Source organism: Candidatus Endoriftia persephonae (assembly GCF_023733635.1).
GTDB lineage: Bacteria > Pseudomonadota > Gammaproteobacteria > Chromatiales > Chromatiaceae > Endoriftia > Endoriftia persephonae.
In genome coordinates this window covers 3,423,670-3,440,809 of the sequence record NZ_CP090569.1, presented here as the reverse complement: position 1 = coordinate 3,440,809, position 17,140 = coordinate 3,423,670, and the positions used below count along the sequence as shown (strand labels likewise).

The following is a 17,140-nucleotide window of genomic DNA, read 5'->3' as shown; positions in this document are numbered from 1 at the left end:
GACGCTTATCCACACTTCCTGTGGATAAAGTTGTGGATTTTCTCTGTGAAAAACTCCTAAGGTCGCGAAAACAAAGGCTTTCGGGAAATTGCTCGATTATTGGTCAAAAGTGTTAAATCCATAAATATCAATGAGATAGATCGACCAATCGCAGTATGCGTCAATCTATTGACAAATGCGAGGCTGTTGTGGAATGGCGTGTGAATAAACACCCTCATCCGATCCTCAAGGCGTATTCGGCTGCGTTCCCTATCTTGTTGTTGTTAGACAACTTATGACCCCTGTGGGAATATGCTTCGCTGCCAGCGAGGAGCACAAAAAGTGCTCCGTGGTGGTTTTTTCATCTTTAATCCGCACTTTTGAGGTGATTGATGTCAGCCTGGCAGCAGATTGCAGAACAGATCGCCCAGGTCACAGGTGAAGCCTTCGATCCGCTGCCGCCGAATGGTATCGGCGGAGGCTGTATCAACACTACGCAACGGCTGCGCGACGGCGAGCGCAGCTTTTTTCTCAAACTCAATAGCGCCTCCCTGATCGCCATGTTCGAGGCGGAGGCTGACGGTCTGCAGGCGCTGGCAGCCAGCGATACGCTTCGGGTGCCGCGCCCGATCTGTCACGGCGTCGCCTCTGGGCAGGCTTATCTGGTATTGGAATATATCGAGATGGGCCATGCTGGCGGCAGTAGTGCCGCCCTAGCCGGGCGTCAGCTGGCGCAGATGCATCGCTGCAGCGATGCCCGCTTCGGCTGGATCAGGGACAACACCATCGGCTCCACCCCGCAGCAGAATGCCCCGCACCACGACTGGATCCATTTCTGGCGGGCGCAGCGCCTCGGCTTTCAACTTCAGCTGGCGGAGCAGAACGGCTACGGTCGGGTCCTGCAGCCGCTGGGCGAACGTCTGCTGGAGCAGTTTCCGGTGCTGATCGAGCATGCCCCGGTCCCCTCCCTGCTGCATGGCGACCTGTGGGGCGGCAACCTCGCCTACGATCAGGCAGGCAATCCGGTGATCTTCGATCCAGCGGTCTACTACGGTGATCGTGAGGCGGATCTGGCGATGACTGGGCTGTTTGGCGGGTTCAGCCGGGATTTTTACGCCGCCTATCAGGAGGCCTGGCCCCTCGATCCAGGCTATCCGGTGCGCAAGCGCCTCTACAACCTCTACCACATCCTCAACCATCTCAACATGTTTGGTGGTGGTTATCTGGGACAGGCGGCGGGGATGATGGAGGGTCTGCTGGCTGAGATCGGCTAGCTCCAAAGTTGCGTCCGGTGCTGGCAGTGTCCCTGCCATTTCAAGGTTTCGGGGCGGAAAATGGGCAAAAACTCCGGATCAAAGCGAGCAACTCCAATAGAATAGGGTCCGCCATGAATATTTATTTGATCGCTGTGGGCAACCGCATGCCCCGTTGGGTGGATGAGGGTTACCAGGAGTATGCTCGCCGCCTGCCGGGCGAGTGTGCGCTCAAACTGGTGGAGATCGCCCCAGGCCACCGCGGCAAGGGGGCGGATATTCGCCGCACCTTGAGAGATGAGGGTGAGCGCATGCTGAAGGCGATCCCCAAGGGGTGCCGGGTGGTGGCGCTGGAAGTGGGGGGGCGTAGCTGGAGCACCGAGGCGCTGTCGCAGCAGATGGAGCGTTGGATGGCCGATGGCCGGGATCTGGCGCTGCTGGTGGGCGGTCCGGAGGGGTTGGCGCCGGCATGTCAGGCGTGTGCCGAGCAACGCTGGTCGCTCTCCGCCCTGACCCTGCCCCATCCGTTGGTGCGGGTACTGCTGGCAGAGCAGCTCTACCGCGGCTGGAGCCTGTTGCGCAACCACCCCTACCACCGGGCTTGATTAGGGCCTGTTCACACTAAGAAAATCGTCGCGTTGCCACCTGAAATCAGGCCAGGCAAGGCGCAAGGAGAGAAGTTTAGTGAGACTAAATGAGCGACGAGCAATGCCTGGCCTGATTTCAGGCGCAACCCGAAGGGACGGGGCCATTTTTCCGCAATTCGGCGTTACCACTCATTTGTGCAGACTAACCACACGGCATTCGCGGTGCTTTGTCTTGCGAAAAAATGGCCACCGTTGCGGTGATTTTCTTAGTGTGAATAGGCCCTAGGGTGGCGGCAGCGCAGATTATTCTCGCCTCCCGCTCACCACGGCGCGCGGAACTGCTGCGGCAGATCGGCGTCGATTTTGAACAGATCGATGTGGAGATCGACGAGACACCGTTGGCCGACGAGGCCCCGCAAGCGTATGTGTTGCGTCTGGCGCGGCAGAAGGTGGTTGCGGCGCGCCGCGCCCAGGGCCAGCAGCTGGAGCTGCCGGTATTGGCTGCCGACACGGCAGTGATCGTCGATGGGCAGATCCTTGGCAAGCCGGTCGACCGAGCCGATGGCATCGCCATGTTGCAGCGGCTCTCGGCGCGCAGTCACCTGGTCCTCAGCGGGGTGGCGTTGGCCGATGCGCGGGGCGAACAGGCGATGCTCAGCCAGAGCCGGGTGACCTTCCGCGCGTTGGCGCTGTCAGAGATTGAGGCCTATTGGGAGACCGGCGAGCCGCTGGATAAGGCCGGGGCCTACGGGATCCAGGGCCTGGCCGCACTGTTTATCACCGAGCTGCAGGGTAGCTACTCCGGGGTGATGGGGCTACCGCTCCATGAGACCGGTGAGCTGCTGCGGCAAGCAGCGCTGCCTCTGTTGGGCAACAATAATAGTAACGGGTAGTGTCTGAATATGAGTGAAGAGATCCTGATCAATGTGACACCCCCTGAGACCCGCGTGGCGGTGATCGAAAACGGCGTGGTGCAGGAAATCATCATCGAGCGCACCGGCAATCGGGGGCTGGTCGGCAACATCTATAAAGGCAAGGTGTGCCGAGTGCTGCCGGGCATGCAGGCGGCGTTTGTTGATATCGGCCTGGAGCGCGCCGCCTTTCTGCACGCCTCCGACATTAACCATGCCAATGGTGGCAGAGGCAATGGTAACGGCGAGTCGCGTTATGAGTCGATCAGCGAGCTGCTGCGGGAGGGGCAGCCGGTCATCGTGCAGGTGCTAAAGGACCCACTTGGTACCAAGGGCGCGCGCCTCACCACCAACATCTCGATCCCATCCCGCTATCTGGTCTTCATGCCCTCACTGGGTACTGTTGGCATCTCCCAGAAGATCGAGGATGAGGCGGAGCGCGCCCGCTTGCGCGAGCAGCTCAGCGCCTTGCCGGACGAGGAACGGCAAGGCGGCTTCATTGCCCGCACCGCGGCGGAGGGGGCCTCCAGCGAGGCCTTGCAGGCCGACATGCGTTTTCTCTCGCGGCTGTGGGCCTCGATCCAGGAGCGGGTGCGCAACGTCCAGGGCGTCGAACTGGTGCATGAGGATCTGCCGCTGGCGCTGCGCTCGCTGCGTGATCTGGTCGGGCCCGATGTGGAGAAGGTGCGCATCGACTCCCGCTCGACGCACGGCAAGGCGATCGAGTTTGTGCAGCAGTTCATCCCGGAGATCAAGCGGCAGGTCGAATACTATCCTGGCGAGCGTCCGGTGTTCGAGCTCTACGGCGTGGAGGATGAGATCCAGAAGGCGCTGGAGCGTAAGGTGCAGCTCAAGTCGGGCGGGCATCTGGTGATCGACCAGACCGAGGCGATGACCACCATCGATGTCAATACCGGCGCCTTTGTCGGCCATCGCAACCTCGAGGAGACCATCTTCAAGACCAACCTGGAGGCGGCCCAGGCGATCTGCCGCCAGCTACGGCTGCGCAACTTGGGCGGCATCATCATCATCGACTTTATCGACATGACCGACCCGGAGCATCGCCGTCAGGTACTGCGGGCGTTGGAACGCTGTCTCTCCCACGATCATGCGCGCACCCACATCACCGAGGTCTCCTCCCTGGGACTGGTGGAGATGACCCGTAAGCGCACCCGTGAGTCCCTCGAGCACATCCTCTGCCAGCCCTGCCCCTGCTGTGCCGGACGTGGTTCGACCAAGACCGCGGAGACGATCTGTTACGAGATCTTTCGCGAGATTCTGCGCGAGGCGCGGCAGTTCGATGTGGAGTCGCTACTGGTGCTCGCCTCTCAGGAGGTGATCGACCGGCTGCTCGACGAGGAGGCGAGCCATCTGGCGGAGCTGGAGCAGTTCATTGGACGACCGATCAGACTACAGGCGGAAGTACTCTATGGCCAGGAACACTTCGATGTGGTCCTGATTTGACGCCTGTGCGATGCCCAAGCGCCTAAAAATCCTCGCCTCTCCCATCTCCTATCTCGGCTGCAGCGTAATCATCGCGCTGGCGATCCTGCTTAGTCTGCTGCGCCTGATTCTGCCGCAGCTCGACTTGGAGCCCTTGCGGGAGGATATCCAGGCGCTGGTGAGCGAGACGGCCGGGGTGCCGGTGCAGTTCGAGCAGGTCAACGTGAAGATCCTTGGTCCCCATCTTGCGCTGGTTCTCAGGCAGGTCGATCTGATGGATGAGCAGGGGCGCGAGACCCTGCTGCGGGTCGGTGAGGTACGGGTCGACCTCGATCTGGTCGGCAGTCTGCTGGCGGGTGAGATACGCCTCGGCCATGTGGAGCTGCGCGACACCCGCCTGCTGTTGGTGGAGCGATCGGATGGCCGGATTGAGCTGCAGGGTGGGCTCACATCCTCGGCGTCTGGGCAGGGCGACCTGAGGTTGCCGTTTCTGCGCCACAGCAGCCTGCGCCTGCTAGAGTCAGAATTCTACTGGGTCAAGGAGAGCGGTTCAGTCCCGCCGCTGCGCATCTACGATATCGATATGGAGCTGCGTAACCGGGGCAGGGAGCACCAGTTCATCCTCAGGGCCGGGCTCGACAGCAAGAGCCGGGGTGAGATCCGCCTGATCGCCGACCTGCATGAGCGGGGCGGAAAGCAGCTCCTCCTGGATGGCCAGATCTACCTGCTAGCAGAGGGGTTGAACTTGGCGCATCTACCGGCTGCGCTGCAGCCGGCTGGTTACCAGGTGGGGGATGGGGCGCTGCGACTGCAGTTGTGGGGCGATGTGGAGCAGAGCCGGCTGCAGCAGGTGACGGGTGACTGGGAGCTGCGGGATCTGCTGATCTCCGGAGGAGAGCCAATTCAGCATCTGGGGCTGGAAAACCTCTCGGCCAAAATCGACTGGCGGAAGTTGCCGCAGGGCTGGCGCCTCGACCTGAATCATTTGACCCTGGTGCGTAACAGTCGGCTCTGGCCGCCGGGTCGGTACAGTCTTGAGTGGGTACGCGACCGGCAGGCGGTGCGATTACGCGCCGGGGCCGACTATCTCTCTGTAAAAGATGTGTCGGAGTTTGCTGCGCTGTTTCTGGCGCCCGATGCCGAGGCATTCAAGGTGCTGCTTGGGCTCTCTCCACAGGGTGATATGAGCCGCTTCCGCTTTGCGCTGGATCTGCCCGATCAGGGCCCACCACGTTGGCAGACCCGAGGCCGCCTGACTAGCTACAGACATACTGCCTGGCAGCAGATACCGGGGCTGGAGGGGCTGCGGCTGGAGTTCGCCGGTGGTGACCAAGGTGGCAGGGTGTGGCTGGAGTCGGACCAGTTCAGCGCCGATTTCGGTGACCTGTTCCGCACCCCGCTGCAGGCGAGCCGACTCAAGGGCGAACTGGAATGGCACCTCCGCCCCGGTGAGATGCTGCGCCTCAGCAGCTCCCATCTCTACATGAAAACCCCTCATGTTGAGACACTCTCTCGACTCGATATTCAGGTGCCCTTGGCGGGCGGTGTGCCGCTGCTCGATATGCAGGCCGACTTCTGGAATGGTGATGGGGCGGAGAAGAGTCGCTACCTGCCGACCCGGATCATGCCGCCGGAACTGACCGATTGGCTCGACCGAGCCATCGTCGGCGGTCAGGTGACTGCTGGCTCGTTTCTGCTCTATGGGCCGCTCGATCGCTTCCCTTTTACCGGCCAGGAGGGGCGCTTCGAGGTGCTGTTCGGTGTTGAACAGGCGGTGCTGGACTATATGCCGGAGTGGCCGCGCATCGAAGAGGCCACTGCCGAGGTACACTTCCTCAACAATAGCCTGAAGATTCGACTCTACGAGGGGCGCCTGCTCGACAGCCAGCTCACCACCGGCCGGGTGGTGATTGATGAGCTGGATCGGGCCGACGAGGTGCAGATTCGCGTGAGCCTGGAGGGGCCCTTCAATGATGCCGCCCGGGTGTTGGGCGAAACTCCCTTGAAGGCTCATTTCGAGCGATTTCTCAAGCAGCTGAAGCTGGGTGGAGAGTGTCGTTTGAGCCTCAATTTCAACGTGCCGTTGCTGGAGAGCAAACCGTTTCGTTTCAACGGCGTGGTCGATCTGGAAAACGCCAGGCTGGGTGTGGAACAGTGGGATCTGGCGCTGGAGTCGGTCGAGGGGCGCCTGATCATCGATCAGCACAAGCTACAGGGGCAGGATATCCAGGCGCGGCTGTTTGGCGAGTCGGTACAGGTCAACGTGTTGCCACAGACGGATGCAGATGGGCCGCGCAGCCGCGTCGAGATCGCCCTGCCGCTGCGGGTGGAACAATTGCAACGACAGTTTCCGCAGCTGGCGGACTACCCACTCACAGGTAGCAGCGAGGCTCGTCTGGTGCTCGATATCGCCCACGCCGAGGCTGCCGAAACGCCACTGCGCCTGTCGCTTGAGTCGGAACTGCGAGGCCTGGCTGTCGATCAGCCGCAGCCGCTGGGCAAGCAGGCCGGAGAGCGTCGCCCGCTCAAGTTGTTGTTTGAGTTTCAGGCCGATGAACGGTTTGAACTGCAGGCGGAGTATGGCCCCAGACTGAAGGCGCATCTGGCGGGGGGGGCGGAGGGGTGGATCGAGCGCGGCGAGATCGTCGTGGGTGGTGCAGCGCCACGCCTGCCAGCACAGCCGGGGCTGCAGGTGCGAGGCCGGCTCAACGAGCTTGATCTCGATCAGTGGATGCGGCAACTGTCGTCCCACTGGCAGAGTCCCGGACATCAGGAAGGCTTGCTCGAATCCCTCGACCTGCAGATCGAGCAGCTCAAGCTGGCGGGAGTTGAACAGCACGATGCCCATCTGCAGATCACACAGATGGATGATGCCTGGTGGTTGCAGTTGCAGTCGGACAAGATGGATGGCGGCCTGCGCATCCCCACGGTGTTGGAGAGCGAGCCATTGTATGGGCGATTCAAGCTGTGGAGCCTCGAGACCTCGCACTGGTTTGCTGATGAGCCGGAGGCAGAGCAGGTGTCGGCAGCGCCCTCTGCAGTGGTCGACCCGCGACAATTGCCGGGGCTCAATCTGGAGGTGGAGCAGCTGCAGATCAACGGACGAGCGTTTGGTCGGGTAGAGATGAAGTGGAGCAAGACCCCGGATGGGCTGCAGCTTGATCGCTTTGCGCTGAACGGTGAGCGCCTGGAACTGCTCGCCACCGGCCACTGGTCGAGGCGCGGCAGCAGAGACAGCAGCGCCTATCAGGTGACCGGGAATGCCGCCAATCTGGGGCAGCTGCTGTCGGATCTGGGGATCAGTGCCACCATCGAGAAGGCCTCGCTGGCACTGCAGGCCAATCTGCGGGCAGAACGGTCACCGCTGGACCTTTCGTTGGCGGATCTGGAGGGTGAGTTTTCCCTGAATGTGGGGCCAGGCTCGGTGCTGGATGTGGACCCTGGCATGGGAGGGGTGATTGCGCTATTCAGTCTGCGCGGCCTGATCAACCGTCTGACCCTCGATTTCAGTGACATCACACCTGGGGGCTTTATCTTTGAGGGCATCAGCGGTCAGTTCGACCTGAAACAGGGCAATGCCTATACTGAAAACCTGCGGCTCGAGAGCCCGGTGGCGCGTATCGACATCAGCGGTCGTACCGGACTGAAGACACAGGACTATGAGCAGCTGGTGAGGGTCACACCGCGGGTCAGTTCGACCCTGCCGCTGTTCGGGGCGCTGGCACTCAATCCGTCGGTGGGGATCGCCCTGATGATTGCGCAGCCGCTGATCGGCGAGGGGGTCGACAGGATTGCCCGGGTGGAGTACCGGGTCAGCGGCAGCTGGGACAAGCCTCGTTTCGAGAAGATCGAACGTACTCCGGTAGCGGAATTTGATGAGACAGAGTTGCCATAGGGGGCCGGTAGCCTCTAATCTGCCATCGGCCTGGGCCTGTGCTGGTTCGCCTCAAGCCAATGATGCTATCCTGCGGGCTTTTCGGGGAGACCCGCAACATGACCAGAGATAATCTGGTCTGCCGGCCCGGCCACTGGACAACCGCCTGTCTGCCGGGGCACGGCAGGAGAGAGCGTTTCACAGGTAGTTTATGAGTCAGAACAGAAGCAAGATCGCCGCCATCCAGATGGCAACCAGTCCAAATGTCAGCGCCAACCTGCTGGAGGCTGAGCGCCTGATCGCAGAGGCGGCAGAGAGTGGTGCCGGTCTGGTTGTGTTGCCGGAGAACTTTGCCTTCATGGGCGAGCACGATCGGGATATGTGCACCCTTGCTGAGGCGCAGGGTGACGGTCCACTGCAGGAATTTCTCAGCCAGATGGCGAGCCGCTATGGGGTCTGGATTGTCGGCGGCACCATCCCGATGCGCGCTAAGGTGGCCTCCAAGGTGCGCGCCGCCTGTATCGTCTTCAACAGCGCGGGCCAACAGGTGGCGCACTACGACAAGATTCACCTGTTTGATGTGGACCTGCTGGAGGCAGACGAGCATTATCAGGAGTCGGCCACCATTGAGGCCGGTGAGCGGGCGGTGGTGGTAGATAGCCCATTTGGCCGGCTCGGCGTGGCGGTCTGTTACGATCTGCGCTTTCCCGAACTGTTCCGCCGTCTGCTTGAACTGGGGGCGGAGGTATTTGTCATCCCTTCCGCCTTCACCGCGATCACCGGCAAGGCTCACTGGCAGACCCTGGTGCGCGCCCGCGCCATCGAAAACCTCGCATTTGTCGTGGCCGCGGCCCAGGGCGGATACCATGTGAATGGCCGCGAGACCCACGGCCACAGCATGATCGTCGATCCCTGGGGCACGATCCTGGCCCAGGTGCCGCGCGGCACCGGCTCGGTGAGCTGCGTGCTCGACCGGGACTATCAGGATACAATCCGCCGCAGCTTTCCGACCATCAAACACCGTCGCGACGAGATTGTTTGAGCTGCCGCCCCACCTCTCTCTTTCACTACAGCTTGAGTGCCTCGGCGATGCGTCGCAGGCCGTCGGAGAAGCATGTCTGAACTGATTCAAATCGCCAACCAGTCGATCCTCGAACCTGCCGGCCTGGCCGAGCGGGATCTCGAACGGATGCTGGCAGAGCTGAGCGGCAGCGGCGTGGATGCCGCTGACATCTACTTTCAGTCGAGCCGACTGGAGTCCTGGGTGCTGGAGGATGGGCTGATCAAGGAGGGCGCCCACAACATCTCCCAGGGTGCAGGCATCCGCGCCATCAGCGGAGAGAAGACCGGCTTTGCCTACTCCGATGAGCTGCAGTTTCCGGCTCTGATTAATGCCGCCAAGGCGGCCCGGGCGATCGTGCGCAGCGGCACCGAGGGCTCGGTGAAGGTCAGTAGTGTGCCGGTGTCGCGGCAGCTCTATGCGCCGATCAATCCGCTGCCGAGCCTCAGCGAGGCAGAGAAGATCGATCTGCTGCGGCGGGTCGATGCCGAGGCGAGGAAGCAAGATCCGCGGGTCAAGCAGGTGATCGTCAGCCTGGTGGGGGCCCACGACGTGGTGATGGTGGCCGATCTCGAGGGTCGCCTGAACGCAGACGTGCGGCCGTTGGTCAGGCTCAATGTGCACGTCATCGTCGAGCAGGGCGAGCGTCGCGAGCAGGGCTCCAGCGGTGGCGGCGCCCGCGCTAGTTTCCAGTTCCTGCTGGATGAGGAGCGCGCGCTTGGTTACGCCCGTGAGGCGGTGCGCCAGGCGCTGGTTAACCTGGAGGCGGTGGCCGCGCCGGCCGGCGTCCTGCCGGTGGTGCTCGGTCCTGGCTGGCCCGGGGTGTTGCTGCACGAGGCAGTGGGCCACGGTCTGGAGGGGGATTTCAATCGCAAGGGCACCTCCGCCTTCAGCGGTCGGCTTGGCGAACAGGTCGCCTCCAGCTGTTGCACGGTCGTGGACGATGGCACCCTGCCGGGGCGGCGCGGCTCGCTCTCCATCGATGACGAGGGGGTGGAGAGCCAGAACACGGTGCTGATCGAAAACGGTATCCTCAAGGGCTATATGCAAGATCGCCACAACGCCCGCCTGATGGGGGTGGAATCGACCGGCAACGGCCGACGCGAATCCTACGCCCATCTGCCGATGCCGCGCATGACCAACACCTATATGCTGCCCGGTGAGCACGATCCGCAGGAGATCATCGCCTCGGTGGAGCGGGGGCTGTATGCGGTCAACTTCGGTGGCGGCCAGGTGGACATCACCTCAGGGCGCTTTGTGTTCTCCGCCAGCGAGGCCTACCTGATCGAAAACGGCAAGGTGACCGTGCCAGTGAAGGGCGCCACCCTGATCGGCAACGGCCCGGAGGCGATGACCCGGATCAGCATGGTCGGCAACGACCTGGAGCTCGATCCAGGCATCGGAGTCTGCGGCAAAGAGGGGCAGAGTGTGCCGGTGGGCGTTGGCCAGCCGACCCTCAAGCTGGATGAGCTGACCGTGGGCGGGACCGGTACCTGAATGCAGTGCCAGCACTTGCCGATCCTATCGAAACAGACAGAATCAGATCTAAGCAGATGAATGATATTGAACAACGTCAGCAGCGCCTGGAAGCCACCGTCCAGGAGGTATTGGCCGAGGCCAAACGCCAGGGGGCCAGCGCCGCCGAGGCGGGTGTCAGCAGCGACGCGGGGCTCTCCCTGACGGTGCGCCTGGGTGAGCCGGAGACCATCGAGCACACCCGCGACAACGGCATGGGGGTGACCGTCTATTTCGGCCAGCGTAAGGGCTCCGCCAGTACCTCGGACATGAGTCCGGCGGCTCTGCGCGAGACAGTCAGTGCCGCCTGCAACTTTGCCCGCTACACCTCGAAGGATGAGTGCACCGGTCTGGCCGATGCCGAGCTGATGGCCAGCGAGCTGCCCGAGCTGGATCTCTGCCACCCTTGGGAGCTGCCGGTGGAGCAGGCGATCGAGATCGCCTTGGCCTGCGAGAATGCCGCCCGCCAGCGCGACCCGCGCATCAGCAACTCCGAGGGGGCGAGCCTCGATAGCCAGCTGGGGGTGCAGGTCTACGGCAACAGCCATGGCTTTATCGGCGGCTACGCCGGCACCCGCCACAGCCTCAGCTGCGCGGTGGTGGGGGAGCAGGATGGCGAGATGCAGCGCAACTATTGGTACACCCTGGCCCGCGATGCCACCCAGCTCGATTCCCCCCAGCAGGTCGGCGAGACAGCCGCCGATCGCACCCTGGCGCGACTTGGGGCGCGGCGTATCCCGACCCAGCAGGCTGCGGTGCTGTTTCAGGCCGACGTGGCGGTGGGGCTGCTGCGCAGCTTCATCGGCGCGATCCGCGGCTCGGCGCTCTATCGTAAGGCGAGTTTCCTGCTCGATCATCTCGATCGCCAGGTCTTTCCAGAGAATATCCGTATCCATGAACTGCCCCGCTTGCGTGGCGGTCTCGCTAGCAGCGCCTTCGACAACGAGGGCGTCGCTACCCGCGAGCGGGACTTCGTCAGCGATGGCATCCTGCGCAGCTACGTGCTCGACAGCTACGCGGCGCGCAAGCTGGGGATGCAGACTACCGGCAATGCCGGCGGCGTGCGCAACCTGCGCATTAGCAGCGGTAGCCTGGATCGGCAGGGACTGCTGCAGAAGATGGATACGGGCCTGCTGGTCACCGAGCTGATGGGGCAGGGTGTCAACACCGTTACCGGCGACTACTCGCGCGGTGCTGCCGGCTTCTGGGTCGAGGGCGGAGTGATCCAATACCCGGTAGAGGAGATCACCATCGCCGGCAACCTGCGGGAGATGTTCATGGGGTTGCTGGAGGTGGGTACCGATGTAGAGACCCGCACCTCGGTACAGAGTGGCTCCTGGCTGATTGAGCGGATGATGATCGCCGGCGAATAGCAAAAACGATAATCAAATAGCCCGGTTTGGGATACTGGAGTGCCGGGTTGCTTGGGATGGGTTGAGCTGCTGCCTGCCCGATAACGGATCAGGAAAGATCACAGGAGGACAGGGATGTTTGAATCAGTCCTCGAGATCGCGATTTATCGATCAGGGCTGTGGGTCAGCTATTACATCTTTCGCAGTCTACTGCCGAGGCCGGGCGATGGCGTGTTGTCACGGGGTTTGATTGCCTTTTAATGATGCTGGCACTGGTCCTCTTCAAGGGCCGCTATCTGTAGGGCGGTTTGTCAGAGATCACACTCCGCTGTTCCCGGCTCGGCTGGCTGTCGCCCGCTCAGAGCAGATAGATTGTCGCCAACCCGAGAAACGCCAGGAATCCCACTACATCGGTGACGGTGGTGAGTAGTACGCCGCCGGCTAGCGCTGGGTCGATGCCGAGTTTCTCCAGAGCAATCGGCAGTATCGCCCCGGCCAGGGCGGCGAAGATCAGGTTGATGGTCATCGCCGCGGCAATCAGCAGCGCGATGCTGCTGTCATTAAACCAGAGGCCGGCGGCCACCCCCACCACCACCGCCCAGATGGCGCTGTTGATGGTGCCCACCGCCAGTTCCTTGGCCAGCAGCCAGCGGGCATTTTTGTGGGAGAGCTGCCCTAGCGCCAGGCCACGGATCGCCAGGGTCAGGGTCTGGGTGCCGGCAATGCCGCCCATGCTGGCGACGATCGGCATTAGCACCGCCAACGCCACGATCTGGTCGAGGGTCGCCTCGAACTGACGGATCACCCAAGAAGCGAGGAAGGCGGTAAGCAGGTTGACGCCGAGCCACAGCGCGCGGCGCTTGGCGCTGACCATCACCGGTGCAAACATATCCTCGTCTTCAGAGAGGCCGGCCTGGCCCATGAACTGGTGCTCCCCCTCCTCACGGATCACGTCGACCACGTCGTCGATAGTGATACGGCCGAGCAGTCGGCCGTTCTCGTCCACTACCGGCGCCGAGATCAGGTCGTGCTGTTCAAAGCGGTTGGCCACCTCGCGTTTGCTCCAGTGAGCCGGGATCGGCTGCATGTCGAGGGACATCACCTCGGCCACGCTGTCGTCCAGATCGTGGGTGAGGATAGTGGAGAGGTGCAAAACGCCGAGGTAACGATGGTCGCGATTGACCACGAATACTTTGTCGGTGTCCCGTGGTACATGCTCGCCGATGTGGCGCAGGTAGCGCTGCACCACGTCGAGGGTGACCTCGGCGCGTACCGTCACGGTATCGACGTTCATCAGGCCGCCAGCGCTCTCTTCGGGGTAGGCGAGTACCGTCTCGAGACGTTCCCGGTGTTGCTGATCGAGGGAGTCGAGCACCTCCCAGGTGATGTGGCGCGGCAGTTCCTTGACCAGGTCAGCCAGATCGTCGGTGTCGAGGCCAGCGGTGGCGGCCACCAGCTCAGCGGAGTCCATGCGGCTGATCAGATCGTCGCGAACCTCATCGGTGACCTGTAGCAGGATCTCGCCATCGGTGGTGTCATCGAGCAGCTCCCAGACGATCTCGCGTTGTGGCAGCGGCAGCGACTCCAGCAGGTGTGCCACCTCGGCGGGACGCAACGCATTCAGCATGCGCGCCGCCTGCTGTAGCGCGCCACTATCGAGCACGTCCTGCAGGAACAGCAGGCGGTTGTTGTCTGAATTGTTCTGCAGGCTTGGTGGCATGAGGACGTCAGCTCGGGCTGGAGGCTAGATCAATCCGGATGACCCGGAAGGCCGGGGCGCAGTTTAACAAGGGCCGTCGCGGGGTGAAACCTTACAAATAGAAGGTGTATCTGAGCTAGTGAAACAGTTCTGCGAAGAGGGTGGCGGCTGGTTTGCTGTGCATCTGCTGCAGAAATGCCTGGGCCTGGCGGGTGAGGCGCGGCAGATCGCTGGCGCGGACGACCTGGCGGGTCTCTAGCAGGGCGCCGGGTTGCATGCTCAGCTCGCGCAGTCCCATGCCGAGCAGTAGCTGGGTGAACAGCGGGTCGCCAGCCATCTCGCCGCACATACTGATCGGGATGCCAGCGTTATTGGCGGCGTGGATGGTCATCTGGATCAGTTGCAGCACCGATGGGTGGAGCGGGTCGAACAGGTAGTTGACCGACTCATCCATGCGGTCCACCGCTAGGGTGTACTGGATCAGGTCGTTGGTGCCGATGGAGAGGAAGTCGAGCTGGCGAGCGAAGCTGGCGGCGGCAATGGCAGCGGCGGGAATTTCGATCATGCCGCCGACAGGCATTGTCGCGTTGAACCGCAAGCCCTCGCGGCTCAGCTCCTGCTTGGTCTGTTCGAGCAGCGCCAGGGTCTCCTGCAGCTCGGCGATGCAGGAGAGCATCGGGATCATCAGCCGCACCTGCCCCTCGGCGGAGGCGCGCAGGATTGCCCGCAGCTGCGGTAGAAACAGATCGGGCTCCTTCAGGCAGAGGCGAATGGCGCGCAGGCCGAGGGCAGGATTGTTGGAGGGTGGACAGTTGGGGTCGCTGCACTCGATGGTCTTGTCGGCGCCCAGGTCGAGGGTGCGGATGGTGAGGGGAGCGCCGTTGAGGCCATGCACCGCGCTCAGATAGGTTTCGAGCTGCTCCTCCTCGCTGGGCGGGGTGGTGCGGTTCATGTAGAGGAATTCAGTGCGGAACAGGCCGACGCCATCAGCGCGGTTGGCGAGGGTGGCGGTGATATCTTCCGGCAGCTCGATATTGGCCAGCAGCAGGATGCGCTGGCCGTCGCGGGTGATCGCGGGCAGATCGAGGTTGCGCCGCAGCTCAGCCTCGCGGGCCGCCTGGGCGATGATGCGCTGCTGGTAGTGCTGCAGGATCTCCCGGGTGGGGTCAGCAAGTACCACGCCGGCCTCGCCGTCGACGATCAGGGTTTCGCCGGAGCGCAGCAGTTGACTGGCGTGGTGCACGCCGAGCACTGCGGCGATGCCGAGGCTGCGGGCGAGGATCGCAGTGTGTGACAGTGGTCCGCCATACTCGGTGACAAAGGCGATCACGCCGCGGTTTTTCAGCATGATGATGTCGGCTGGGGTCAGATCCCGCGCCACCACGATGTGGTTGGTCAGGTCGCTCGGCGCCTCATCCCGTCCGGTACCCTGCTGCAAGGCGATCTGGATCTGTCCCACCACATGCTCGACATCGTCCCTGCGGGTGCGCAGGTAGGGGTCGTCCATCTCGTCGAAGACCCGCACCAGCTCGTTGCGGCGGCGCTGCAGCGCCCACTCGGCGGCGTACTGGTGAGTGCGGATCAGCTCGATCGGGGCCTGGCTGATGGCGCTGTCGTCGAGCATCAGCAGATGGGTGTCGATAAATGAGGAGATGTCCTCCGCGGTGCCGGTGGGGAGGTGCTGGCGCACGGCGCGCAGTCGGTCACGGGCGGTATTGAGCGCCTTGCGGAAGCGTTCTACCTCGGCTTCGACCATCTCCTCGGGGATCAGTCGCGGTGCGATATCGAGTGGCCCGCGCTGCAGCAGGAAGGCGGCGCCTATGGCCACCTGGCGGGTGGTGCTGATGCCGATGCCGTGACTGGAGAAGGTCACTCACTCTCCCCGAACCGCTCATTGATCAATAACTCCAGAGCGGCTATCGCCTCTGTCTCGTCCTCGCCGTTGACCTCGACCTCCAGCGCGGTGCCCTGGCTGGCGGCGAGCATCATCACCCCCATGATGCTCTTGCCGTTGACCCGCTGGCCGTTGCGCAGCAGCTGGATGCTACTGCCGTAGCGGCTGGCGCAGTTGACCAGCTTGGCGGCGGCACGGGCGTGCAGACCAAGGCGGTTGATGATGGTGATCTCCTTGTGGATCATTGATTGGGGTTCTCCGGCTTGCGCTCGGGGCAGCAAACGATGCCGTCGATGCCGCCGCTGACTGCCTTTCTGGTCAGCTCTTTGAGGTTCATGGTAGCGTAGTTGAAGACGCGCACCAGCATCGGTAGATTGATCCCGGCGATCACCTGCACCTGGTCTTCACGGCGCAGTTTGTAGGCGATGTTGCTGGGGGTGGAGCCGTACATGTCGGTGAGGATCAGCACCCCGTCGCCCTGGTTGAGCTGCTGTATCAGCTGCTGTGCGCGCTGCCGCATAGCGTCGGGATCGCTCTCGGTGCCGACCTCGAGGGTGGCGGTGGCGAGCGGGCAGACCTCCATCATGTTGGTGGTGGTCTTGAGCAGCGCACGGCCGATCTCGTTGTGGGTGATGATCAGCAGGCCGATGCTCATGACAGTTCCCGATGGCGGCTCAGCACGTTGCGCCCCTGTTGTTTGAAGTGGCGGTAGAGCTGATCGGTGATGTAGACCGAGCGGTGTTGACCGCCGGTGCAGCCGATGGCGATGGTCAGGTAGCTGCGGCCATCGGCCTCGAAGCGGGGGATCCAAGATTCGAGGAAGCGGGTCAGATCCGCCTGCATCTGGCTGCTCTCCTCGCTGCTTTCGAGAAAATTGGCGACCGGGCCGTCGAGGCCGGTGAGTGGCCGCAACTCGGTCTGCCAGTGGGGGTTAGGCAGGCAGCGCACGTCGAAGACAAAATCCACGTCCCGCGGCACACCGTGTTTGAAGCCAAACGATTCAAACAGCAGGGAGACCTGGCGGCTGCCTCCGGTGACTCGGCCGCGGATCAGGTCGCGCAGTTCATGCAAGTTGGTGTGGGTGGTGTCGATGCGCAGGTCGGCGGTGCTGGCGAGGGGTTCGAGCACCTCCTGCTCTTGGCGGATCGCCTCGTCGAGTGAGTGGTCGTCGTCGGAGAGCGGGTGTTTGCGGCGAGTCTCGCTGAAGCGCTTGATCAGGGTCTCCTGTTGCGCCTCAAGGAAGATCATCTCGCAGTCGATGCCCTGCTCGCGCATCTTGGCGACCATCTCAGGCAGTTTGGCAATGTGAGATGGCTGGCTGCGGGCGTCGATGCCGACTGCAGTATGGCGGAAAATCGGCTCTGGGTCTTCCACCAGGTGGTTAGAGAAAGCCTCCAGCAGGCAGATCGGCAGGTTGTCGATACAGTAGTAGCCGAGATCCTCAAGGGTGTGCAGGGCGATGGTTTTACCCGACCCCGAGAGGCCGGTGATGATGAGCAGTCTAATACCGGTAGCCATGTTTCTTAACATCTGGAAATTTTGAATGGCAGGCGGCTAGGTTAGCGCAATCCGG

13 protein-coding genes are annotated in these 17,140 nt (G+C 62.6%); 8 read left to right on the top strand and 5 right to left on the bottom strand.

Annotated features, from left to right (window positions below):
• Nucleotides 1-371 precede the first annotated feature (371 nt).
• From L0Y14_RS15600 to pmbA, 8 genes are all read left to right on the top strand, one after another.
• Nucleotides 372-1,253 carry a fructosamine kinase family protein gene (locus tag L0Y14_RS15600; protein ID WP_006474646.1) on the top strand — a complete coding sequence of 294 codons (882 nt, stop codon included), beginning with the start codon at nt 372-374 and terminating at the stop codon, nt 1,251-1,253.
• Nucleotides 1,254-1,366: 113 nt separating this feature from the next.
• Nucleotides 1,367-1,837, top strand: coding sequence for a 23S rRNA (pseudouridine(1915)-N(3))-methyltransferase RlmH (gene rlmH / locus L0Y14_RS15595; protein ID WP_006474648.1), 471 nt, complete (start codon nt 1,367-1,369; stop codon nt 1,835-1,837).
• A gap of 269 nt (nt 1,838-2,106) precedes the next feature.
• The gene (locus L0Y14_RS15590) at nt 2,107-2,712 is read left to right on the top strand and encodes a Maf family protein (protein ID WP_005959844.1); all 606 of its coding nucleotides are present in this window, start codon (nt 2,107-2,109) and stop codon (nt 2,710-2,712) included.
• A gap of 9 nt (nt 2,713-2,721) precedes the next feature.
• Entirely contained in the window at nt 2,722-4,194 is a 1,473-nt protein-coding gene (gene rng / locus L0Y14_RS15585) for a ribonuclease G (protein WP_005959845.1), read from the top strand.
• Nucleotides 4,195-4,204: 10 nt separating this feature from the next.
• Complete coding sequence (locus L0Y14_RS15580) at nt 4,205-8,068, top strand: YhdP family protein (RefSeq protein WP_006474651.1); 3,864 nt, start codon at nt 4,205-4,207, stop codon at nt 8,066-8,068.
• Nucleotides 8,069-8,258: 190 nt separating this feature from the next.
• Nucleotides 8,259-9,089, top strand: a complete 831-nt coding sequence (locus tag L0Y14_RS15575; protein ID WP_005959848.1) for a carbon-nitrogen hydrolase family protein — start codon at nt 8,259-8,261, stop codon at nt 9,087-9,089.
• A 72-nt stretch (nt 9,090-9,161) separates the two neighbouring features.
• The gene (tldD, locus tag L0Y14_RS15570; protein ID WP_006474653.1) at nt 9,162-10,604 is read left to right on the top strand and encodes a metalloprotease TldD; all 1,443 of its coding nucleotides are present in this window, start codon (nt 9,162-9,164) and stop codon (nt 10,602-10,604) included.
• A gap of 56 nt (nt 10,605-10,660) precedes the next feature.
• A complete protein-coding gene (gene pmbA / locus L0Y14_RS15565; protein ID WP_006474655.1) occupies nt 10,661-11,995 on the top strand; it encodes a metalloprotease PmbA in 1,335 nt (444 codons plus the stop codon).
• Between the two features lie 337 nt (nt 11,996-12,332).
• Here the strand turns inward: pmbA and mgtE are convergent, their stop codons facing one another.
• From mgtE to rapZ, 5 genes are all read right to left on the bottom strand, one after another.
• A complete protein-coding gene (gene mgtE / locus L0Y14_RS15560; protein ID WP_006474657.1) occupies nt 12,333-13,694 on the bottom strand; it encodes a magnesium transporter in 1,362 nt (453 codons plus the stop codon).
• Nucleotides 13,695-13,809: 115 nt separating this feature from the next.
• The gene (gene ptsP / locus L0Y14_RS15555) at nt 13,810-15,546 is read right to left on the bottom strand and encodes a phosphoenolpyruvate--protein phosphotransferase (RefSeq protein WP_006474659.1); all 1,737 of its coding nucleotides are present in this window, start codon (nt 15,544-15,546) and stop codon (nt 13,810-13,812) included.
• A complete protein-coding gene (locus L0Y14_RS15550; RefSeq protein ID WP_005959855.1) occupies nt 15,543-15,812 on the bottom strand; it encodes an HPr family phosphocarrier protein in 270 nt (89 codons plus the stop codon). The genes ptsP and L0Y14_RS15550 overlap by 4 nt, the downstream gene beginning before the upstream one ends.
• A complete protein-coding gene (locus L0Y14_RS15545; protein WP_005959856.1) occupies nt 15,809-16,222 on the bottom strand; it encodes a PTS sugar transporter subunit IIA in 414 nt (137 codons plus the stop codon). The genes L0Y14_RS15550 and L0Y14_RS15545 overlap by 4 nt, the downstream gene beginning before the upstream one ends.
• Nucleotides 16,219-17,085 (bottom strand): RNase adapter RapZ, encoded by an 867-nt coding sequence (gene rapZ, locus L0Y14_RS15540; RefSeq protein ID WP_006474660.1) that lies wholly within the window; start codon nt 17,083-17,085, stop codon nt 16,219-16,221. Before rapZ ends, L0Y14_RS15545 begins: the two co-directional genes overlap by 4 nt.
• Between the last annotated feature and the right edge of the window lie 55 nt (nt 17,086-17,140).

Coding starts and splice junctions, on each gene's coding strand:
- L0Y14_RS15600 (WP_006474646.1), top strand. CDS start 372: ATGTCAGCCTGGCAGCAGATTGCAGAACAGATCGCCCAGGTCACAGGT.
- rlmH (WP_006474648.1), top strand. CDS start 1,367: ATGAATATTTATTTGATCGCTGTGGGCAACCGCATGCCCCGTTGGGTG.
- rng (WP_005959845.1), top strand. CDS start 2,722: ATGAGTGAAGAGATCCTGATCAATGTGACACCCCCTGAGACCCGCGTG.
- L0Y14_RS15580 (WP_006474651.1), top strand. CDS start 4,205: ATGCCCAAGCGCCTAAAAATCCTCGCCTCTCCCATCTCCTATCTCGGC.
- L0Y14_RS15575 (WP_005959848.1), top strand. CDS start 8,259: ATGAGTCAGAACAGAAGCAAGATCGCCGCCATCCAGATGGCAACCAGT.
- tldD (WP_006474653.1), top strand. CDS start 9,162: ATGTCTGAACTGATTCAAATCGCCAACCAGTCGATCCTCGAACCTGCC.
- pmbA (WP_006474655.1), top strand. CDS start 10,661: ATGAATGATATTGAACAACGTCAGCAGCGCCTGGAAGCCACCGTCCAG.
- mgtE (WP_006474657.1), bottom strand. CDS start 13,694: ATGCCACCAAGCCTGCAGAACAATTCAGACAACAACCGCCTGCTGTTC.
- L0Y14_RS15550 (WP_005959855.1), bottom strand. CDS start 15,812: ATGATCCACAAGGAGATCACCATCATCAACCGCCTTGGTCTGCACGCC.
- L0Y14_RS15545 (WP_005959856.1), bottom strand. CDS start 16,222: ATGAGCATCGGCCTGCTGATCATCACCCACAACGAGATCGGCCGTGCG.
- rapZ (WP_006474660.1), bottom strand. CDS start 17,085: ATGGCTACCGGTATTAGACTGCTCATCATCACCGGCCTCTCGGGGTCG.